Below are 21882 nucleotides of genomic sequence, written 5' to 3'. Positions count from 1 at the left end.
TTGCTTCCTACATTTTTCTCATTCTGCATATGAAAAATCCGTCTGTACCGAAATGGTGCGGCAGCAGTTGCAACCACCCGTCCGGCTGACCGGCTTTTTGTACAACCGCTTCCGGCAGATATCGATCGAGCGGTTCAATTGAAAAATCGGATCGTTCTTCTAAAAGAGTTCGTACGATCTGCTGATTTTCCTTCCGTTCAATCGTACATGTTGAATAAACCAACACGCCCCCCGGTTTCACCGCATCCGCCGCATGGCGCAGAAGTGACAACTGCGTGGTATGTATCGCATCTACGTCCGACATGGTTTTCCGCCATTTAATGTCCGGCTTGCGCCGAATCACGCCAAAGCCGGAACAAGGGGCGTCCAACAGGACCGCATCAAACTGCTGCGCCCATTTGGCTGACAACTCTGCCGCATCGCCGACTTCCGTCCGGATCGACCGCAAGCCGAGCCGTTCCGCCGCATGTTGGACCAGCTTTGTTTTATGCTCGTGAATGTCGACCGCAACCACTTCTCCGTCATCATTCATGCATTCTGCCAGGTGGGTGGTTTTCCCGCCCGGCGCCGAACAGGCGTCCAGGATCCGCATACCCGGCTGCGGATTGACGCTAAGCGCGACGAGCATCGAGCTTTCATCCTGCACGGTGCATAGCCCCGCTTGAAACTCGGGCAGATGGGCGATGTCCACTCCTGTTTTCAGCACAATTCCATCGGGCGACACTTCCGAAAGCGCCGATTCAATCCCCCGCTTTTGCAGGGCGGTTTGCAGCGCTTCCCGATCGCCGCGCATGCGGTTGGCACGCAGCGACAAGTGAGGTCGGCCGTTGTTCGCTTCCAGAATCCGCGTGGTTTCCTCAAAGCCGTACTGTTCCACCCATTCGGCCAACAGCCATTCAGGGTGCGAGTACAAGAGGGAGAGGTGACGAGTCGGTTCTTTCTCGGCAGAAGGAAATTTTGCTGCGCCTGCCCGCAGAAGATTGCGCAGTACGGCATTCACGAATCCGGCCAGCCGCGAATTGCGTCGCTTGGCGATTTCGACCGCCTCATGAATGACGGCAAAATCGGGCACCCGATCCAGGTAGTCGATCTGATACACGCTCATTCGCAACAGGTTGCGCACCCAGCCGTCCAATTTTGCCAACGGTTGCTTCAAAAAAAAATGCAGTCGGTAATCGAGCGTATTTAAGCGCTGAATCGTGCCATATACGATTTCCGTCACCAGCGAGGCGTCTTTCGGATCCAGACGATGGTTCGCCAGTGCCGATTGCAGCGCCAGATTGCTGTATGCCGCCTGCTCCTCCACCGAAAGAAGAACGTCAAGCGCCAAATCTCTGGCTGTTTTGTTTTGCCTGCGGTTATTCGTTCGCGTCGCCAAATTGATAACCTGCCTCTATCGTTTGTCCTCGCAGCAATTCCTCTGCTTTCATTTTTCGTTTTCCTTCCGGCTGCAATTCACGAATAGCGACAATTCCTTTGCCCGTCTGCACCTCGATCGAATCTTTCGATGTCCGCAGCACCGTTCCCGGCTGTTTGCCGGATACGGTCGTTTCGTCCACCAGATCCACCCACCAGATTTTGACGATTTTCCCGTTGGATGTCGTAAAGGAAACCGGCCATGGATTCAGTCCGCGCACCTGGTTGTAGATGGCACGGGCCGATTTTGTCCAATCGATCCGTTCGTCGTCGCGTGAAATGTTGGGAGAATATGTGACAAGCGATTCATCCTGCTCCGTTTCGGTGATCGAACCGTCCGCGATTTTAGGAATTGTTTCGAGCAGCAGCTTTGCGCCTGCGCATGCCAGTTTGTCATGCAGGCTGCCGACCGTGTCCCGTTCATCAATCGGTATTGCGACTTGCGATAACATCGCCCCCGCGTCAAGCGCCTGCACCATTCGCATAATCGTAACACCTGACTGTTTGTCGCCATTTATAATCGCCCGATGTATGGGAGCGCCGCCGCGATGTTTCGGCAACAGGGAGGCATGTACATTGATGCTGCCGAATTTTGGCATGTCCAGCAGCCGCTGTGGCAATAATTGGCCGTAAGCGGCTGTGACCAACAAATCAGGCTGCAGTTCTTCCAATTGGGCCAGCGCCTCTTCCTGGCGGACTTTTTCCGGTTGGAAAACGGGTAATTCGTATTTCTGTGCAATCTCCTTAACGGGCGGCGGCATCAACTGCCTGCCTCTTCCTTTCGGACGATCCGGCTGCGTCACCACACCGACCACCTGATACCCGTTTGTCACAAGCGCTTCCAGGCTGGCAACGGCAAAATCGGGTGTTCCCATAAACAATATGCGCATCGGGTCCGTCCCTCCGATCATTTTTTGCTTTTTAAACGATTTAACGGATTGACATAATCAATGAATAGAATACCGTCCAAATGGTCAATCTCATGCTGAATGCAGCGGGCTAACAGCTCCTGCCCTTCGATCGTGATTTCTTCCCCGTGACGGTTCAACCCTTTCGCTACTACCCGGTTTGCTCTTGTCACTTCGGCAGTCAAACCGGGGATCGAGAGACACCCTTCCGGCCCTGTCTGTTCGCCCTCTTTCAGTACAATAACCGGATTGATCAGTTCAATCAGTCCTTCGCCTACGTCCATTACGATTACCCGCTTGGAAATTCCGACCTGCGGCGCAGCCAGTCCGACCCCTTCCGCATCGTACATCGTCTCCGCCATATCATCAAGCAATTTTAAAATGTTTTTTGTAATCTCCCGCACAGGCTTAGCCACTTCGCGCAAAACCGGATCGCCTTCCTGACGGATTATGCGAATCGCCATTCCAATACCCTCCCTGCTTTTTTAAAAATATAAAGTATCTCTCGCACCTGTCATAAAATGATCTGTGCGTTTACATCCACCGTAAGAAGTCCGGCTTCCTCCTTCATCCGTTTTGCATAAACCGGATAGATGGCGGAAAGCACCGGCTGCACTTTTGAATAATCGCTGCATTTGAGCGTCAAATGATATCGGTATTTCCCTTGCAATTTGGATAACGGTGCCGGACAGGCAGGCAACACATCCGCATGCGGCGACCGCAGCGAACCGCAAAGCTCCTTTTCCAGATTGCGGATCCATCGCTCCGCCGTTTCTTTTTTCTCATGCTGCGCCGTAAACACGATCTGTTTGCAAAGCGGGGGATTTCCCAACATCTGGCGGATTTTGATCTCCTGGCGGTAGAAATCCTCGTAATCTTGCTTCGCCGCACTTTGAATCGCATAATGTTCCGGCTGGTAGGTCTGAATCAGCACTCTGCCTTCTGTATCATGGCGTCCGGCCCGCCCCGCCACCTGCGTGAGCAGTTGAAACGTCCGTTCCGCCGAGCGAAAATCGGGCAGATGCAGCGAGGTGTCCGCACTCACCGCCCCCACCAGGGAAACCCTCGGAAAATCGAGTCCTTTCGCAATCATCTGCGTGCCCAACAGGATATCTGCCTGACCCTCCCGAAACTTTTGCAAAAGCTGCTCATGGCTGCCCTTTTTACCTGTGGTATCCACATCCATTCGAATCACACGCGCGTTTGGAAACAGCTTATTCAGTTCCTGTTCGACTCGTTGCGTACCGGTGCCAAAGTTTCGAATATGCGGACTGGAACAGGAGGGACACAACGTAACGCTCGATTCGGAATGGCCGCAGTAATGACAACGCAGCATTTCGAACTGGCCCGATTCGTGATAGGTCAACGATATGTCGCAATTCGGACAGCGGGCCACATAGCCGCAACTGCGGCAGAGGATAAACGTCGAATGCCCCCGCCGGTTGAGAAACAGAATGGTTTGTTCTTTCTTCTGCAACCGGTCATAAATCAAACGCTGCAACTCGCGTGAAAACATGGAGCGGTTGGCCGCCTTCAATTCCTCGCGCATATCGATAATTTGCACCTGCGGCAGCGCATTCTTGTTAAACCGGCTGGCAAGGACGATATGGCGTGCTTCTCCCCTATCAGCCGCATAGCGGGATTCCAGCGACGGTGTGGCAGAACCAAGCAAAAGCGTGGCACTGTGATGGAGCGCCCGCTGCCACGCCACTTCACGCGCGTGGTATTTCGGCTGGTCCTCCTGTTTGTATGACAATTCATGCTCTTCGTCAATCACAATCAAACCGATTTGTTCGAACGGGGCAAAGACGGCAGATCTGGCGCCTACTGCAATCGACACTTCGCCGCGCCGAATCCGTTTCCATTCATCATACCGCTCCCCTTGCGACAAACCGCTGTGCAGCACCGCCACCGCGTCCCCAAAACGAAGTTTGAACCGTTCTACCATCTGCGGTGTCAGAGCGATTTCAGGAACCAGCACAATGGCCTGCTTTCCCTGCTTGGTGCAAGCGGCGATCGACTGTAGGTAGATTTCAGTCTTGCCGCTTCCTGTAACTCCCTGCAACAGGATTTGGCAGGCCTTTCCCGATCGCATCGATTCGACGATGGAATCGAATGCGTTCGTCTGTTCCTCCGTCAAAACAAGCGGTTTTTCCAGTTCGCTGGAAAAACGGTCGGCATACGGGTCTCTCCGCTCTTCCACCTGCTCCAGACGGATCCATCCTTTGTTCGAAAGAGCGCGAATCACTGCATAAGTGGTTTGCGTCGCCCGCAGCACATCCCGGACGGCGGTGGGCCCATTCTGCCGGATCCACTGCAATACTTCCTTTTGTTTGAATGCGCGGGCCGGAATTTGTTCGATTGCCTGTACAAAATCGTTTTCGGACAGCGGACAGTCTGCCACTGTCACATAACGGGTTTGCACCGCTTGTGTGATTTCGTGTGATTCAATCACTCTGCCATCCTGAATCAAGCGTTGGACAACTGTTTTTAGATCCGGCCGCTCTTTCAGAAGCTGTTCCTTATATACAGGCGAATTTCCCGAAAGCAGCCGCAGCAATTCCTGCTTCTTTTCGAAAAATCGACTTTTCTCGTTCCCTCCGCTCTGTGCCGCCTCCGGCCCCCGCTTATCTGCCAGGCGCAGCCGAACGGCTGTTTTCGCCCGCATGCCTGCCGGTAAAAGCGCTTGAACTGCGGCCGCCTTGCCAGAAAGATACTGGTGAGACATCCACTCGGACAACTGCACCAGTTCTTCTGTCAGAGGCGGCTGTTCATCGAGCACATCAAGGATCTCCTTCAGTTTCTCCGCTTCCACATCCGCTTCGTCGGACAATCCGACCACATATCCTTCCACCCGGCGGTTTCCAAATGGAACGATCAAACGGGTACCAACCCCCACCCGAGCTGCCAACTCTGGTGGAATCCGGTAATCAAACGGGCGGTCAACATCTCTCGCATGGACATCGACAACCACTTCCGCAAACTTTGGATTCATAGACGTTCCCGCCGAATCGATAAAATTTCATCCAAAACGGCGTTGGCCACGCTCTGTTTGCTCATTATGGGAAGTTGGCGGACAGGACGGTCGCGGCGAACCAGCGACACAATGTTGGTGTCGACCGAAAATCCGGCGCCTTCCTGCGTCACATCGTTCGCCACAATCAGATCGGCGTTCTTTTTATGAAGTTTTTCCAAAGCGTTCGCTTCCGTATGATTCGTCTCCGCAGCAAAACCGACGATCACCTGGCGCTCCGTTTTTCGCCTGCCGATTTCCGCCAGTATGTCCGGATTGCGCACCAGTTCAATATGCATCTTATCTTCCGTTTTCTTGATCTTTTCATCTGCTTGTACAACAGGCCGGTAATCGGCGACAGCGGCTGCTTTAATCACAACCTCAATGCCCGGCAGCTCGGCAAGCACCGCTTCATACATATCGATTGCCGACTCCACCCGGATCAGCCTTACTTTCGGTGGCGGGGTTAATCCGACGGCCGCCGACACAAGCGTCACTTCCGCCCCTCGGCGGACTGCCTCTGCCGCCAGCTGATAGCCCATTTTTCCGCTCGAATCGTTGGTCAAATAGCGAACGGGGTCGATTCGTTCCCTTGTCCCACCGGCTGTCACAAGGATACGGATTCCTTTCATATCCTGCTGCTGCCAGAAGGCGCGAATGATTTCTACCAGTTCCTCCGGTTCCGGCAGCCGCCCTTTCCCGGTATAGCCGCAAGCAAGCAGCCCCTCGCCCGGTTCGGCCAACAGGTAGCCCCGCTCCCTCAGTTTTGTCAAATTTTCCTGTACGATCGGGTTGTTGTACATGTTCACATTCATCGCGGGAGCGAACAAAACGGGTGCCCGAGTTGCCAGAAGAGTGGTAGACAGCATGTCGTCCGCCAACCCATGCGCCGCTTTTCCGATAATGTTCGCTGTAGCAGGTGCCACAACGACCAGATCGGCCTTGTCTGCCAGCGCAATATGGCTGATTTCGGCCGGATTGGGTTCTGTGAATATATCCGTAATGACCGGTGTTTTGACAAGGCTCTGAAAGGTCAGCGGCGTAATGAATTTGGTTGCCGATTCGGTCAGGATCACATGGACATCCGCCCCCTCCTTGACCAGAGCGGAACACAGACTGGCCGCCTTAAAAGCGGCTATACCGCCGGATACTCCAACTAGAATCGTTTTCCCCTTCATCCATCTCCACTCCTTAGCGTGACTTGGCACCTATGGTGCCAAAGCACGACTTGTGCCCTTTGGGTGCTTAGCGTGACTTGGCACCTATGGTGCCAAAGCACGACTTGTGCCCTTTGGGTGCTTAGCGAGACCTGGCGGCTATACCGCCAAGGCGAGACCCTAAAATAAAAAAGGCTTCTATTCGAAGCACCTCTGGTAGAAGCATCGTCCATTGAGGAAGACAACAACCCATACAGGTTGTTTCCGTTACTTCATCCCGTCTTTCGTACGAACAAACCGGACTTTTTCCTGGTAAATTTCATTCAAGGCAATTGTCACTTCTTTATTTGTCGGCACATGCACCAAGGGCTCAGCGCCAGTCAGCAGTCGGCGCGCCCGTTTGGCTGCCGCCACTACCAAGAAATACTTGCTGTCCGCTTTGTCCATCAGTTCGTCAATTGAAGGATACAGCATCTGTTTGTCCCTCCTGAATCAAATTGTTGTAATATTCCCGGTTCCTTTTTACGGAACATAACTCCGCGATCACAATCGATCGTACGCGGTCCACCGCGTCGTCGACCTGGTCGTTTACCACCACATAATCATAATCATTGATATGTTTCATTTCGTCCGCAGCCGATCCGAAGCGGACTTTAAACGATTCTTCCGTTTCCGTGCCCCGTCCGAGAATGCGTTGCTTCAGTTCCTGCAATGATGGCGGGATCAGGAAAATAAACACCCCGTTCGGATATTTTTTCTTGACCTGCAAGGCACCCTGAATATCAATTTCCAGCAGGACGTTATAACCTGCCGCCAACTGTTCTTCCACATAACGAAGCGGAGTTCCGTAATAATTGCCGTAAACCTCAGCCCACTCCAGGAGTTCATCCTGTTGAATCATCTCTTCAAATTGCTCTCTCGATTTAAAAAAATAATTGACGCCCTCCTGCTCTCCCTCCCGCGGTTGCCGGGTCGTGCAGGAAACAGAATATCCAAGGCTTGACATGGTAGGCAAAAGCGCTTTGCACACCGTCCCTTTCCCCGCCCCGGACGGACCGGACAATACAACAAGCAGCCCTTTCTGTATCATAGAGCTCCCTCTATTCTTCATCGTCTTGCTGACTGTCTTTGGCCACCAGCCGGTGGGCTACCGTCTCCGGCTGTACAGCTGACAAAATCACATGATCGCTGTCCGTAATAATCACGGCTCGCGTCCGTCTGCCGTATGTAGCGTCAATCAGCATACCTCGTTCACGCGCTTCCTGGATAATTCGTTTGATAGGCGCCGACTCTGGGGAAACGATCGATATAATGCGATTTGCCGACACGATATTGCCAAATCCGATATTAATCAGCTTAATGCTCAAAGGAACTCCTCCCACATGGTAAATTCACGGTTTATTCCACATTTTGCACCTGTTCCCGAATCTGTTCCAGAATGCTTTTGGCTTCCACTACATATTGAGAAATCTGCAGATCATTTGCTTTGGAACCGACCGTATTGATCTCCCGGTTCATTTCCTGAACCAGAAAATCGAGTTTGCGTCCGACCGGTTCATCCGATTGAAGCGCCATCTGGAACTGCCCAATGTGACTTTTTAGACGGACCAGTTCTTCCTCAATGCTGACACGCTCTGCAAATAGGGTCACTTCTGTAGCCAATCGCGATTCGTCCAACCCCACCTGTCCGGAAATCCATTCCTGCAGTCTTTTCTCCAGGCGATCCCGATAATCCGCCACGACAAGCGGGCTTCTTTCCGTCAACCTCTTGACCAGCTCAGCCAGTTTGTCAAGCCGTTGCAAAAAATCGGCCGACAGCTGCTCCCCCTCCCGTTGCCTCATAGCGGTCAGGTTGCGAACCGCTTCCGCCACAGCGGCAACCAACACCTGCTGTGCAAGCTGTTCGTTGGCTTCGCGTTCTTTCATTTCGACTACACCGTCAAACTGAAGCAGCTGCGAAATCGACAAATCCGACTCAATCGACAGTTCCGCCGCCAATCTATCGGCAGCCGACTTGATTTCCCGTGCCAATGGCAAGTTGACCGAAACCTCCGGCACCCCCCCGGACAATCGTTCAAACGTTATGTACGTCTCAACCCGACCGCGGCGGATTTGTTCGGAAATTAACTTTTTGACCGATTCTTCAAAAAGAGAAAGATCTCTCGGCATGCGAATATTGATTTCTGCATACCGGTGGTTGACCGCTTTTATTTCAGCTGTTATCCGATACTCTTGCTGTATCGATTCGCCGCGACCATAGCCGGTCATGCTTTTAATCAATGAATACCCCTTCTTTCCGTGCTTACTATTTTACTCCAAATCGATGCTTTTAGACAAGTTTTTCTCCAATTTTCTTGAATTATCTCAATAAACGGGGCAATCTCTTTTTCAAATAAAAAGAACCCTCTCAAAGAGAGGATTCCAGCCTGTAGACAAAGTTCCGCAAGGAGCAGGCCTACAGGCTTTTTTATTGAATTTATTAGCAACGAGATATTACCCCCGTCGCCGGGATCGGTTCTTGCCGTTCAATTGAAAGTATCCACTAGCTGTTGTGGGCTCTTTTTTTTGCAAACCGCCAATTCCCTTTGGACTGGCGGTTTCCATCTATATACGTTCGTTTAACCAATTCAAGATCTGTTCATAAACAAGCCCCTTATTGTTTTCTTGCAGGAGTTGATGCTTCACACCAGGAATCGGAAGATATTTTTTATCTTCTGATGACCGTTAACAATCAGTTCAGTGTACCAGCAAACGGAATATTCATGTGTGGATAACGGATCCGGTTTTGGGGATAGATTACCGTTAAAGATGGATTTAAAACGGGGAATCGTTGCAACAATAGGACTCCACTTGTATAAGTCGAAGGTGTTACCCAAGACAGGAAATGAGCTGCATGATTGAGTGAATTTGGAATACGTAAACGCAACTTTAAAGCCGGTGCTGACAAAATCGCTCCCTGTATACAGTGTTGGCGTTCTTGGCCATAACGTATAACGATTGTCCCCCCAAGACTGTGCCCCAGCAAAAAAAACCGGATCTGCAGGATGGTTCCTTCTTATGTGTTCGATAAACTGATCCAGATCATTTAGATATTCCAAAAACGAACGCACATATCCGCGCTTTCCCGAAGACTTACCAAATCCTCGAAGGTCGAGTGCGTAGAAAGCGATCCCATGCTGTAAGCAATACATCCCCGAGTCAAAAAACTGCCCGGAATGCTGACCTGCTCCGTGAACCATTATCAGAATGAGCCGTGGTCTTAATGGGATGCATGAACGATAAAAAAGCTCTGTACCAGGATCAGGACGACATTGTTTGCCGACATCCCAAAGAAAACGTTCCTCGATCATAACAACGTCCGGCTCCTTCCCAAGGTGATGGATAAAACTCACCTTGTAAGTATGAGCAGCCGCAGGAGCTCTTAGTACCGATAAACATGCTAAAATTTTATCTTCATGGACTGTCTGTTTACCAGGAACGGCGTCTCCGCCTTCTGCTGGATACATTGGTAAACGCGAAAATCATTCCGGAAATCTTAATGGCGTTTACGTTTCTTTTGCTAACAGATTATGTCGTGGGCGACCAAGCAGCCACGGCCAGTGTTCGCTGATAACAAATGTAGAACTCTGTCGAAAATTGTAAGTTTCCACAATTTTCTGTGGAAAAGTTTGTATAATTGTGGAGAAGTGGAGGCATACAAAAGGTCCCGGCACGAAGCATTGTCAAAAACTCCCTGTACATAAATTTGTATTGAGCTTGTTCAGCATAGGTAACGTATTCACACTGGGATAATGGGATAGGCCGCTTAAACCACCCGACGGTGGTTTTTTATGCAAAAAAATCTGTCCATCATTCTTCCCCCCGCTCCTACACAGTCTTGTAGGGTCTGCCGCACAATTCTTGTTTCCTCGAGCTATTTACGGCCCGTTGGACGTATCGCATGCAATCTGGTATGTATCCCGTTTCTTCGGCACGGGGATCGCCGCCGCGATCCGACTATTACTCCTTGCGGTCAGGAACGTACTGGCGAGAAGAGGCGGCACCTTTCTCTTAACATAGTCGGTATGCTCTATATAATGTCCATAGGAATGTTCAACACCAGTACATACGCACATTTTTATGGTGACAAGCGCCCTCCTACGGATGTAAGCATAGTTTGCAATGTGCCTGTTAATCAGGTGATTATCCAGAAAGGGTGATTCACGAATGACAGAAGAAGAACGTTTAACCGGAAAGACGGATGGCAGTGAAAAGAGCGACCGACAACAGGTTTATCCGATGGGAGCTCTACCTATGCCAGCAGGAGTTGCTCCTCGACCATTTCCGTACGCCCCCTATCCATATGTTCACCATTATCCGTATCACCCTTATATGCACTATCCATACCATCATCCATATCTGCCATATCCACACCCCTATTGGCACTAGAACCAAAAATCAGCTAGATTTTACCGGGAAACCTTTGAGCCATTTTTATATTACAACACCTGCTTCGATTCATTGTTTCTACCACCAGAATGCAAGTGGCCATAAAGTTGCAAGGGCAAAAAACGGGAAAAACCAAAAGGGCTACCAAAATACTTCTTGCGCATGTAATTCGCATTGAGGCAGTTGCCGTAATAACTCAACATTAGAGTGGCTTGTATCTGTGTTTAGGGGTGCTTGCTAATCGTGCGCCGTTCATTGGGGACAAATAAATCCCATCGGAAGTGACGAAATGTAAAATTCCACTATGAATAGCGCCGTCTTTAAGACGTATGGCAACAGGCCGGTTAATAAATTGCCTGCAATACTCAGGCGTGACCAAACAGTTTACCTCCTTTCGTTCATTGTTTGTCAGGTGCATGAAGTGTTACGATTTACGTTACGCGGGACAAATCCCTCTATGAAACGGCTCCTGTCTCGTAAGTGAGAAAAACATAAACGCCAGAAGTGGAATGTACGCAAAAACGCCCCCTGTAGCTATCTGCAGGGGGTGCATGCGTCTATCGATTGAATGAAACCCTCGACCGTTTTGTCAATCGGTTGGCCGTGCGTCTGGCCGCCAGCGAGAAAGTCGGAATACCAGCCGCTACGAGTACGATAATCCAATCTATTACATGTAAGGGAACCGTTTTAAAAATCGGCTGCAGCGGTTCAATATAAATGACCGCGAGCAAAAGCATTGTAGATAGCCCCACGGCTCCAATCAACCAGGGATTTTCCATGATATTGCGGGAGAAAATGCCTCCCTCTACGCTCCGGCAGTCAAACACCTGAATGAGCTGTGCCATCACCAGCGTGGCAAACGCCATTGTTTGCGCCCTCACCAACTGATCCGGCTGGCTGGCGTACGTAAACCAGAAAACAGCCAACGTCACGATCCCGATCAGTGTTCCGCGAGTCAAAATTTTCCAACCCAATCCGCTTGCAAATATGCTTTCCTTAATGTTTCGCGGACGCTTATCCATGATGTTCTTCTCAGCCGGATCGATGCCGAGCGCAATGGCAGGCAAGCCGTCTGTCACCAGATTCACCCACAAAATCTGGATCGGCAGCAGCGGCAGCGGCAGCCCTGCCAACATCGCAAAAAACATCACCAAAATTTCGCCCACATTGGAGGCCAACAGGTAGCGGATAAATTTGCGAATATTATCGTATATGCTGCGTCCTTCTTCAATGGCCGCCACAATCGTGGCAAAATTATCGTCTGACAAGATCAACGCAGACGCCTCTTTTGCCACATCCGTTCCGGTGCGCCCCATGGAGATGCCGATATCGGCCGCCTTGATGGCGGGAGCATCGTTCACACCGTCCCCCGTCATGGCCACCACGTGTCCGTTTTTCTGCAGGGCTTTGACAATTCGCAGTTTATGTTCCGGCGAAACGCGCGCATACACGTAAATGTCCTGAACTCTCTCTGATAATTCACGATCTGTCATCGCTTCCAGTTGGGCGCCGTTCACCACCAACCCATTTGGCGGCAAAATTCCGATCTGTCTGGCGATCGCCTCTGCCGTAACCTGATGATCGCCTGTAATCATAACCGTTCTGATGCCAGCCCGTTTACACGTTGCTATCGCCTCATACACTTCCGGGCGCGGCGGGTCAATCATTCCCGCAAGCCCAACAAACACAAGCCGTCTTTCCGGATCAGGCAACTGCATTTCCGTTAAATCGTTTACTTGTCGAAACGCAATTCCCAAATTGCGCAAAGCGCCTGCCGCCATCGTCAGGTTTGCCTGCGTGACCGCTTTTTTCAGCGAACTGGTTAACGGAATCACCTTGCTATCCACCAAAATATGGGAGCAGCGGTCAAGCAGTACATCCGGCGCCCCCTTCACAAGCAGATGGTATTCACCTGTCCGATTTTGCGTCAAAATCGACATCATCTTCCGGTTCGAATCAAACGGAAGTTCATCGATCCGGACTTCCGTTTCCGCCAACGTACCCGGTGAAATATTTGCTTTCGCGGCCATTACGAGCAATGCGCCTTCTGTCGGATCTCCCGCCACCTGCCAGCGGCTGTCCTGTTTGCCGGACGGTTTCTCCAGCGACAGTTCGGCATTGTTGCAAAGGACTGCGATTTCCAAGAAACGACGGAGGTCAAGCCGTTTGAGCGGGTCGGTTTTTTTGCCGGATAACTGAAATCCCCCGGTCGGATCCCAGCCGTTTCCCGTTACATCATAAAACTGCCCACTCACCCAGACCTGCTGCACGGTCATCATGTTTTGCGTCAAGGTGCCCGTTTTATCGGAACAAATGACAGAGGCGCACCCCAACGTTTCGACAGACGGCAATTTGCGGACAATCGCCTTCCGTTTGATCATCCTTTGCACGCCAAGCGCGAGCGCAATGGTGACAATCGCCGGCAGTCCTTCCGGAATCGCCGCAACCGCCAGGGAAACGCCCGCCAAAAACATTTCATAGATGCCGTTTCCGTGCAGAATACCTGTTATCACCACGACCGCTGTAATCAACAGCGCGACGTAGACCAGCACTTTGCCGAGTTGTTCCAGCCGACGCTGCAGTGGTGTCTCCGTATCTTCGGCAGAATGGATCAGATCGGCGATCATGCCCATTTCCGTATCCATGCCTGTTGCGGTTACAACCCCGACTGCTTTGCCTCTCGTCGCCATCGTGCCCATGTACGACATGTTGCGGCGATCGCCTAATCCGGCGAGCGGATCATCGATCGGATCAATCGTTTTGACAGTGGGAACCGATTCGCCTGTTAAAGAAGATTCTTCCACCTCAAATGACTGACAGCGAAGCAGCCGTACGTCAGCCGGAACACGGTCTCCCCCTTCCAAAAAAACAATGTCGCCCGGCACCAACTCAACTGCCGGCAATGTCACTTTTTTCCCGTCCCGAACGGTATGGGCGGAGGGAGCTGCCAACTGCTTCAGCGAGGCCAGTGATTTTTCTGCCCGCACTTCTTGAAAGAAACCAAGAATTCCATTTACGATGATAATCGCAATGATAGTGATTGCGTCCGTATATTCACCGAGCAATCCGGAAATCAGTGTTGCTGCCATCAAAACCAGTACCATAAAATCCCGGAACTGGTTTAAAAAGAGGGTCAGCAAGGATACCTTTTCCCCCTCAGACAAACGGTTTTCCCCATACCGAAGTCGTCGTTGCTCCGCTTCTTCTGTAGTCAGGCCATTCACGGATGTGTCCAGCAACTGCAAACATTCCGCCGTGCCAAGTGAATGCCAGTTGGTCTTTTGCACCGAGTGCCACCCCTTCTCTATCGTTTGTCCCTAGTCATGTCTATGCTTGACCGATTGTGAAAATAACCTGTCCGTAAGCCTTGCAGGCTTGGACATTTTTTCCGTGTTGTAGTAGCATGGGAAAGAATCATGGAAACTGTTTTAGGGAGCGGAGAAAATGTCACAATTTACGAACGTGTCGGTAGTCAAACAGGCAAACATTTATTTTGATGGAAAAGTGACCAGCCGGACGGTGCTTTTTGCGGATGGCACCAAGAAAACGCTCGGCATCATGCTGCCGGGTGAATATGAGTTCGGTACGGCCGAGAAAGAAATTATGGAAGTATTGGCGGGAAAAGTGGATATTTTGTTGCCGGGAGAGTCGGAGTGGAGATCGTTTGACGGGTCCGGTTCGTTTGAAGTACCGGCCAATTCGAAGTTCAAACTGAATGTGCACAGCGTGTTTGATTACTGTTGCTCCTACGTGGCAGAATAATAGATTTGCAACAGATCAAAAAAATATTTAACATTTTCTTAAGGAGAAGTCGATGATTCGGACTTCTCTTTTCTTAGGTAAAGTTATATCGGGGTTTCTAATTTGAATCAAAATATCAGTTCTCCGTTCCATCTATGCAGATTGGTCCGATGTGGTTTTTCGTCCCTTTTTAATTGGAGCGACAATAGATGCCACTCTCATTTATATCGAAGGTCTGTCCAACAGCGAGGAAATGGATTCCTGTGTGCTTTCACCGCTTATGCAGGAGACAGCAGGGAAATACAATACCTTAATGAGTTGCTGAAAACGAATCTATCCGTTTCGAAAGGGAAAGACATCAAAACATTAGCCGATTGTGTGGAACAGATCTCCAGCGGGAACCCGGTAATGCTCATTGCAGGGAAAAAGCAAGGGTTTGAACTGTAAACATTGATTCTGCCTAAAACTGACTGTATACTATCAATATGGACAGATTAGTAACGATAGGCGAAGCTTCAAAGGTGTTGGGAGTATCGATTACAACACTCCGGCGATGGGAAAAAGAAGGCCGTTTGCAACCGGATGAAATTACCCCCGGCGGCCATCGGCGATACGATCTTGTGAAACTGCGGCCTGAATTGTTCCGGCTTCAGCGCAGCGACAGAACAACCGTGGCCTATGCCAGAGTATCAAGCCACGATCAGAAAGAGGATTTGGAGCGACAGAAACAAGTCCTTGAAATGTACTGCGCTTCGCAAGGGTGGACGTTTGAAGTGGTTTCTGACCTTGGATCGGGAATGAACTACCACAAAAAAGGTTTGAAACGCCTCTTACACGCCATCTTGCAGGACGAAGTAGGCAGACTGGTCATCACACACAAAGATCGCCTCCTTCGTTTTGGTGCGGAGCTGGTCTTCGCCATTTGTGAGGCGAAAGAGGTGGAAGTGGTGATTCTCAACCAGGGCGAAGACACTACGTTTGAAGAAGATCTTGCCAAGGATGTTTTGGAGATTATCACGGTGTTTTCTGCACGGCTCTACGGTTCGCGTTCACGCAAGAACCAGAAGCTCATAGAAGGGATGAAGCGGGTGGTTGAGGATGCTGAGAAGCCATAAGATTGCGCTTCAACCGAATAACAAGCAGTCCACCTACTTTGCAAAAGCGTGTGGTGTGGCTCGCTTTGCCTTCAATTGGGGCTTGGCAGAATGGAAGCGACAGTATGAAGCAGGTGAAAAGCCGACAGAAGCGTCACTTCGCCGTCAACTGAACTCGATTAAAAGAGATCAGTTTCCGTGGATGCTCGAAGTGACGAAAAACGCCCCGCAAATGGCAATCATCCATTTGGGGCAGGCGTTCAGGAACTTTTTTTCTGGTCGCGCGAAGTATCCCACATTCAAAAAGAAAGGCGTCCATGACAGTTTCACACTGACCAACGATCAGTTTGCGGTCAGTGGCAAGCGAATCCGCATCCCGAATCTTGGTTGGGTACGGATGCGGGAAGCGTTGAGGTTTTCCGGCAAAATCATGTCCGCCACCATTTCGCGTAAGGCGGGCAAGTGGTTTGTCAGTATTACGGTAGACACCGAAGACGTACCGCCGATGAGCGAAAGCCAAGCCATCGTCGGTGTGGATTTGGGAATCAATCGTCTTGCCACCTTGTCGGACGGGACGATGGTGACAGGCGCGAAGCCGCATAAGACTCTTTTGAAACGGTTGCGCCGTCTGTCCCGCTCTCTATCGCGTAAGCAAAAAGGTTCAAAGAACAGAGCGAAGGCGAAACAGAAATTAGCGAAGCTCCACGTGCGGATCGCCAACATTCGCCATGATGAGTTGCACAAGCTGACGACCAACCTGGCGAGCCAATATGGCGTGATCGTGATCGAGGACCTAAACGTCAAAGGTATGATGACGAATCATCGCTTGGCGCGAGCGGTTGGCGACATGGGTTTTCATGAATTTCGCAGGCAGTTGGAGTATAAGACGGCGATGCGAGGCGGACGGGTGATTGTCGCAGACAGGTGGTTTGCATCGAGCAAGGCATGCTCAGATTGTGGCACAAAGGAAGAGGACATGCCACTGTCGATACGCGAGTGGACATGCCCTGAGTGCGGAATCCATCATGATCGAGACTTGAATGCTGCAAGGAATCTGATGAAATTGGCCGTGAGTTCCACGGCGACAGCCTGTGGAGAGAGCGTAAGACCTGCTAACACAGGGGCAGCCTCAACGAAGCAGGAATTCAACGTCAAAGCTACCTATGTGTAGATTTGAGTAAGTTTGGAGGAACGGCGAGTCGTTATTCTGGTAGACGGCACTCCTTTTGTTTTGGTTGCTCCGACGACGCTTTATTCTTTGCTTCAATCCAGTGAAGATTACTATCAACGATTCTGGATTGGCACCGCTATCCGTTGGTTACGGTATATATTCCTTTTGATCTCTCTTCTGTTTCCTTCGCTCTATGTAGCGGTTCTCACCTATCATCAGGAGATGGTGCCCAAAGCGCTGCTGATCAGTATGGCGTCTTCACGGGAACAGGTTCCCTTTCCGGCACTCGTACGAGGCGTTGTTTATGGAGATCACCTTTGAAGCGCTTCGTGAAGCGGGGATTCGACTTCCCAAACAGGTGGGCTCTGCCGTCAGCATTGTCGGCGCCCTATTCATAGGTCAAGCTGTGGTTCAAGCTGGGATCGTGTCTGCCCCTATGGTGATGGTGGTTGCCATTACAGGAATCGCCTCTTGCACGATCCCCCGCTCGTTTTCACGGTGATATTGTTTTTTCGAGCCGTTATAGATGATGACGGCGTCAAATTCCACACCTTTCGCCGTCCCGGATTACAAACTGCCGTTTTAGCAACATCGTACCCGTTATTTCACCGTCCGGAGTCTGATACGCCGCCAGACCCGGTGAATAGTCGTAGTACAGACTCGACACCGGGGCCCGCCAGTCGTATACCAGAAACGTATCGCCGTCTTCATCCAGGTAAGAGCCAATGCCCAGGTAGATCGACTCGGATTCTTTCCCATCCTCCACAAAATCGATTCGGCCGAAGTACGGTGACCGGACTTATCGGCTGAGCTTGTTGAGTTCCGCAGCAGATTGGCGGTGTCGGCGTTCCCGCTCGGAGCGTACCTCTACCTGCTGCTTCATACTGAAATACGTCTCCGTGACTTCATCCGGGTTGCTCAAATTGACGGTGACATCGTCCCAAAAATGTCTGCGGATATTCACCACGTCCACTTTGACCGTACCGACTTCCTCTTCAAGCCGTTCGATACGTTTGCCGATTTTTTCGGTAACCATGTCCACGCGCTGCTGTTCTTCACGCCAATCGTTTTCCGTAATGCTCACAGAATCGACCCCTTCACCGGAATACTAAAATGGATAGATACCGCGTTTATTTTAAAAATATCTGCTTTGGAACCGTCATTTATCTACTTTGGAATTGACTTTTTTGCTTTTTTAGGAAACCATCTCCTGCGTTTCTTCCCTCTGTTCCTGCTGGATCGCTGGCAGCTTCAGCAGTGGCAGTATAACGAAAATCCCGGCCGCTAACAGGATGGCAGCCGCTTCGAAAATCGCCAGAAGTGAGAACGATTCTTTTAACCATCCGGCAATACTCATGGTTATGACCAGCGCCCCCGTAAAGATCGGGTTTAAAATACCGTTGACACGGCCGACAAATGCAGCCTCCGTATTTTGCAAAATCATCGTGCTGATCCCGATATGGATGCACGGCATAAAAATCCCGCATATGAATTGAGCTATGAGCGTTACCCATAACTGCGCGGACAACCCCATCACCAGAAAACCGCAGGCGCTGACGGTCAGCCCCAATACGAGAAGCTTCTGTGGAGCTGCCTTTTTAGCCACCCCTAACGCCAGCCCTCCGCCCAGGATCATCCCGATTCCACTTGCCGCCATCAACCACTGCAGCAGTTCCTTCGGCAAACCAAGCCGTTCGGTGATCAGGAACACAAGCAGAGGTTGCGTAAGTCCAAACGCCAATCCCGCCGCGGCAAAACTGCCTCCAAGCAAGGTCAGGGATCGGTTGCCCAGCACATACTGGAATCCTGCCTTCATTTCTTGCCAAAGTGTTGTTTTCTCTTCCTGCTGCTCGATGTCATGGTCCGGCGGCAGCAGCAGAAGCACGGCGGCTGACAGCAAAAACGCGACACCCATCACGCCAACAGCCGCGTTGATACCGTAACGCTGATAGATAAACGTCCCGATGATAGGCCCCAAGATCATAAACGTGGCAAAAATCGTCTGATACATCGACATTCCTAGCTGGATGAGTTGTTCCGATACATGCAGCTTGAACAATTTCATGCCAGATGGCTGCGAAAACTGTGACAGGACGGATGAAACAAGCGTCGCAAAGAAGATCGCTTTCCAACTGCCAAACACGAGGGTCAACAGCACGACGAAAATCGAAACAGAACTGAGCAAATCACACCAAACCATCGTTCGCTTCGGACGCCAACGGTCGGCGAACGTGCCCCCGATAAACGAAAACAAAAAGACCGGCGCGAATTCAGCCACGGAAATCAGCGAAACGGCCACCGGGTCCCCATTCGTCCGTTCCATGACATACAACAGGATAGCGTAATTGCGCACCCAGATACCGATCTGCAGAAAAAGCACCGACAGCAGGATGGTACGGATTACCCGATTGCGGAACAACGCGCCTATCGAAACTTTTGAAGTCGAGTCAACCGTCATCATATCTCTCCCTTTTCGAACTGGCTGCCATCATAAAGAAAACTTGGCATTCGCCAAGCCTTTGGCGCAGGCGGAAGCCTAAGTTGTCTTGCGCATGGATGCGTTGATGCCGACGTTGCGACGACCATGGACGGTCTAGTGTCGACGATGTAACATGGGCGTTGCATTTTCGTCGACCGACAAGGAGGTCGCGCGCTTTTAGTCGGCCTTCCTCTATGTCGATAGGATAAAATTTATAAATTCCTACCGACTAAAAAAACCTCCTTGCCCAGTTTTCTGGATAGGAGGCAGTTCAATGACAAAAAGACATACAATCTCCGGTTCAAGTTCAAACCAAGAATCTTCTTGTCCATGTAAAAGCCTGTACTAATCCTATCCAGAAACATACTTCGTACCTATACGAAAGTTTTCTTAGGAATAGGATTAGTTGCTCATCGGTCTAAAGGTCACCCTTCCAAATCATATTGACTCCATGCTACCTGATTGCGTAAATAAAATCAATCGAATTAGACGAATAATCCGCTTCTATGTTACATGGAAACTCTTCCCTGTTCCGTGGGTGACGAGTGTAAGGGTGCCGTTTTTGCGTGATAGACCGTTCCGGGGCCAGTTTCGTTTGACGAACTTCCGCTTGCTTCGTATACTTTGGAGTGACCTGATGAATGAACGGGATCTTCATAGGTAAGGAGGTGGCATCATGGCGCTAGACGGAATCGTATTGCGATCCATTGTCCACGAATTACAAGAAACGATTACCGGCGGACGTGTGGAAAAAATATACCAACCGCTTCCCCGCGACCTGCTTATGACAATCCGCAACCAGGGGCGCAATTATCGGCTGCTGCTGTCCGCCAACCCGACTTTCCCGCGTGTCTATCTGACCGAGCGATACAAAGGACAAAACCCACCGGAGCCTCCCATGTTTTGCATGCTGCTCCGCAAATATTTTGAAGGCGGGCGGATTACAAAGATCGAACAGGTCGGCAATGAGCGGATTTTCCGAATGAATGTGGAAAACCGTGACGAATTGGGCGATCTTGCCGAAAAACAACTGATTGTCGAAATTATGGGCCGACATTCGAACATCATTTTGGCCGATCCGGAAACAGAACGGATTCTGGATGGAATTGTGCATGTCAATTACGGCGTCAGCAGACATCGTGAGGTACTGCCAGGGCGTACCTATGTGGCGCCGCCGGAACAGGAAAAAATCTCGCCGTTTATGGAAACGGAAGCCGAATTTTATGCGAAACGTCAACAGGATGCAAGTCCGTTTGACAAATTTTTGGTCAACCGGTACAGCGGCATCTCGCCATTGATCGGTCGCGAACTGGCGCACCGCTTGTCACTTCGGTTGCCCTCTTTTGGCGCTGAATCGGGCGAATCCGACTCGACAAACACGTACGAGATGGAATGGAACATTTTTCAGGAATTCCGCGCGCCGCTTGTCCGCCATCAGTACAACCCGACGCTTGTCATAGACGAACAGGGCAAACCGCGCGCTTTTTCTGCGGTGGAGTTGTCCCATCTGGCCGGGACGGTGCAGCGATGGGAAAGCATCTCCGCGTGCATGGAACAATTTTTTGAAGAAAAATCGTGGCGTGACACCCTGCGGCAGAAGGTGGGGGATATTGAACGGGTGCTGGTCGCCGAACTGGAAAAAGACCGCAACAAGCTGATCAAATTCCAGGAAGCGATTCAGGAATCGACCGAAGCCGACCGTTTCCGCGTATGGGGCGAACTGTTGACCGCTTCTCTCTACCAGTTGCAAAAAGGGGATACGGTGGCCAAAGTCACCAATTTTTATGAAGAAAAAATGCCGATCATCGAGATTCCGCTTGATCCGCAGCTCTCCCCGCAGGAGAATGCGCAGGCCTATTTTAAAAAATACAACAAAGTGAAAAAATCGGTCCCGATCCTGGAGGAACAAATCCTGCAGACGAAGGAGGAAATTGCCTATCTGGAAAGCGTTCTTCACCTCTTGTCGGCAGCTGACCTGCAGGATTTGGAGGAAATTCGAGAGGAACTTGAACAAGAGGGGATTCTGAAACCATCCAAACGGCCAGACGGCGGCCGCAAGAAAAAACAGTCGGTCGCCCAGCCGGAACGATTCTGGTCCAGTGACGGCATAGAGATTTTCGTCGGCAAAAACAACCGACAAAACGACTACCTGACCATGAAAATGGCGCACAACTCAGACACCTGGCTGCATACGAAAGACATTCCCGGCTCGCATGTTGTCATCCGCAGCCACCAGGTGCCTGATTCTACCCTGCTGGAAGCGGCGATGCTTGCCGCCTACTATTCAAAAGCGCGCGAATCAAGCCTGGTGCCGGTCGACTACACATTGATCAAACACGTCTGGAAGCCAAACGGAGCAAAACCGGGCATGGTGCTTTACGAAGGGCAGCAAACCCTTTATGTAACACCGGATCAGTCGGTTATAGAAAAATTGCGCACCACCCATTGACGATCTTTGCAAAAAAGCCCGGCTCT

Annotated in this window: 19 protein-coding genes and 1 pseudogene; 6 read left to right on the top strand and 14 right to left on the bottom strand. The window is 50.8% G+C overall.

Annotated elements, in window-relative coordinates; all coding sequences use genetic code 11:
- Window positions 1–7: 7 nt before the first annotated feature.
- The 10 genes from rsmB to skT53_RS00500 form a co-directional block, all read right to left on the bottom strand.
- The gene (rsmB, locus tag skT53_RS00545) at window positions 8–1378 is read right to left on the bottom strand and encodes a 16S rRNA (cytosine(967)-C(5))-methyltransferase RsmB (protein WP_226375295.1); all 1371 of its coding nucleotides are present in this window, start codon (window positions 1376–1378) and stop codon (window positions 8–10) included.
- Window positions 1359–2306, bottom strand: coding sequence for a methionyl-tRNA formyltransferase (gene fmt, locus skT53_RS00540; RefSeq protein WP_200759286.1), 948 nt, complete (start codon window positions 2304–2306; stop codon window positions 1359–1361). Before fmt ends, rsmB begins: the two co-directional genes overlap by 20 nt.
- A 17-nt stretch (window positions 2307–2323) precedes the next feature.
- Window positions 2324–2788 (bottom strand): peptide deformylase, encoded by a 465-nt coding sequence (gene def / locus skT53_RS00535; protein ID WP_200759285.1) that lies wholly within the window; start codon window positions 2786–2788, stop codon window positions 2324–2326.
- 50 nt (window positions 2789–2838) lie between these two features.
- Complete coding sequence (priA, locus tag skT53_RS00530; protein WP_200759284.1) at window positions 2839–5319, bottom strand: primosomal protein N'; 2481 nt, start codon at window positions 5317–5319, stop codon at window positions 2839–2841.
- Entirely contained in the window at window positions 5316–6515 is a 1200-nt protein-coding gene (gene coaBC, locus skT53_RS00525) for a bifunctional phosphopantothenoylcysteine decarboxylase/phosphopantothenate--cysteine ligase CoaBC (RefSeq protein ID WP_200759283.1), read from the bottom strand. The genes priA and coaBC overlap by 4 nt, the downstream gene beginning before the upstream one ends.
- A gap of 246 nt (window positions 6516–6761) precedes the next feature.
- Window positions 6762–6968 carry a DNA-directed RNA polymerase subunit omega gene (gene rpoZ, locus skT53_RS00520; protein WP_200759282.1) on the bottom strand — a complete coding sequence of 69 codons (207 nt, stop codon included), beginning with the start codon at window positions 6966–6968 and terminating at the stop codon, window positions 6762–6764.
- Window positions 6949–7584, bottom strand: a complete 636-nt coding sequence (gene gmk, locus skT53_RS00515) for a guanylate kinase (RefSeq protein ID WP_200759281.1) — start codon at window positions 7582–7584, stop codon at window positions 6949–6951. The genes rpoZ and gmk overlap by 20 nt, the downstream gene beginning before the upstream one ends.
- Before the next feature lie 10 nt (window positions 7585–7594).
- Window positions 7595–7861: an extracellular matrix/biofilm regulator RemA gene (gene remA / locus skT53_RS00510; protein WP_200759280.1), complete on the bottom strand. Its 267-nt coding sequence runs from the start codon at window positions 7859–7861 to the stop codon at window positions 7595–7597.
- A gap of 31 nt (window positions 7862–7892) precedes the next feature.
- On the bottom strand, window positions 7893–8774 hold the full coding sequence (locus tag skT53_RS00505) for a YicC/YloC family endoribonuclease (protein ID WP_200759279.1): 882 nt from the start codon (window positions 8772–8774) through the stop codon (window positions 7893–7895).
- A 401-nt stretch (window positions 8775–9175) separates the two neighbouring features.
- Window positions 9176–9844: an alpha/beta fold hydrolase gene (locus skT53_RS00500; RefSeq protein WP_200759278.1), complete on the bottom strand. Its 669-nt coding sequence runs from the start codon at window positions 9842–9844 to the stop codon at window positions 9176–9178.
- 86 nt (window positions 9845–9930) lie between these two features.
- Here skT53_RS00500 and skT53_RS00495 point away from each other — a divergent pair, with 86 nt between their 5' ends.
- Window positions 9931–10104, top strand: coding sequence for a hypothetical protein (locus skT53_RS00495; RefSeq protein WP_200759277.1), 174 nt, complete (start codon window positions 9931–9933; stop codon window positions 10102–10104).
- Between the two features lie 1375 nt (window positions 10105–11479).
- Here skT53_RS00495 and skT53_RS00490 read toward each other — a convergent pair.
- A complete protein-coding gene (locus skT53_RS00490) occupies window positions 11480–14209 on the bottom strand; it encodes a calcium-translocating P-type ATPase, SERCA-type (protein ID WP_200759276.1) in 2730 nt (909 codons plus the stop codon).
- 157 nt (window positions 14210–14366) lie between these two features.
- Between skT53_RS00490 and ppnP the strand changes: the two genes are divergently transcribed.
- From ppnP to skT53_RS00465, 4 genes and pseudogenes are all read left to right on the top strand, one after another.
- On the top strand, window positions 14367–14684 hold the full coding sequence (gene ppnP, locus skT53_RS00485; RefSeq protein WP_200759275.1) for a pyrimidine/purine nucleoside phosphorylase: 318 nt from the start codon (window positions 14367–14369) through the stop codon (window positions 14682–14684).
- A gap of 464 nt (window positions 14685–15148) precedes the next feature.
- Window positions 15149–15778 carry an IS607 family transposase gene (locus skT53_RS00475; protein ID WP_200758894.1) on the top strand — a complete coding sequence of 210 codons (630 nt, stop codon included), beginning with the start codon at window positions 15149–15151 and terminating at the stop codon, window positions 15776–15778.
- The gene (locus tag skT53_RS00470) at window positions 15762–16928 is read left to right on the top strand and encodes an RNA-guided endonuclease InsQ/TnpB family protein (RefSeq protein ID WP_200759273.1); all 1167 of its coding nucleotides are present in this window, start codon (window positions 15762–15764) and stop codon (window positions 16926–16928) included. The genes skT53_RS00475 and skT53_RS00470 overlap by 17 nt, the downstream gene beginning before the upstream one ends.
- 9 nt (window positions 16929–16937) lie before the next feature.
- Window positions 16938–17415 (top strand): annotated as a pseudogene (locus skT53_RS00465) (spore germination protein); the annotation flags it as partial.
- A gap of 51 nt (window positions 17416–17466) precedes the next feature.
- On the opposite strand, the gene skT53_RS00460 reads toward skT53_RS00465, so the two are convergent.
- The 3 genes from skT53_RS00460 to skT53_RS00450 form a co-directional block, all read right to left on the bottom strand.
- On the bottom strand, window positions 17467–17694 hold the full coding sequence (locus skT53_RS00460) for a hypothetical protein (protein ID WP_200759272.1): 228 nt from the start codon (window positions 17692–17694) through the stop codon (window positions 17467–17469).
- Window positions 17695–17727: 33 nt separating this feature from the next.
- A complete protein-coding gene (locus skT53_RS00455) occupies window positions 17728–18012 on the bottom strand; it encodes a hypothetical protein (RefSeq protein ID WP_200759271.1) in 285 nt (94 codons plus the stop codon).
- A 111-nt stretch (window positions 18013–18123) separates the two neighbouring features.
- Window positions 18124–19389, bottom strand: a complete 1266-nt coding sequence (locus skT53_RS00450; protein ID WP_200759270.1) for an MFS transporter — start codon at window positions 19387–19389, stop codon at window positions 18124–18126.
- Window positions 19390–20083: 694 nt separating this feature from the next.
- Here skT53_RS00450 and skT53_RS00445 point away from each other — a divergent pair.
- Window positions 20084–21856, top strand: coding sequence for an Rqc2 family fibronectin-binding protein (locus skT53_RS00445; protein WP_200759269.1), 1773 nt, complete (start codon window positions 20084–20086; stop codon window positions 21854–21856).
- Window positions 21857–21882: the final 26 nt, after the last annotated feature.

This window comes from Effusibacillus dendaii (genome assembly GCF_015097055.1).
GTDB classification, from domain to species: Bacteria; Bacillota; Bacilli; order Tumebacillales; family Effusibacillaceae; genus Effusibacillus; species Effusibacillus dendaii.
Note: the sequence above shows the minus strand (reverse complement) of the source record. Positions and strands in the feature narration are given on the sequence as shown.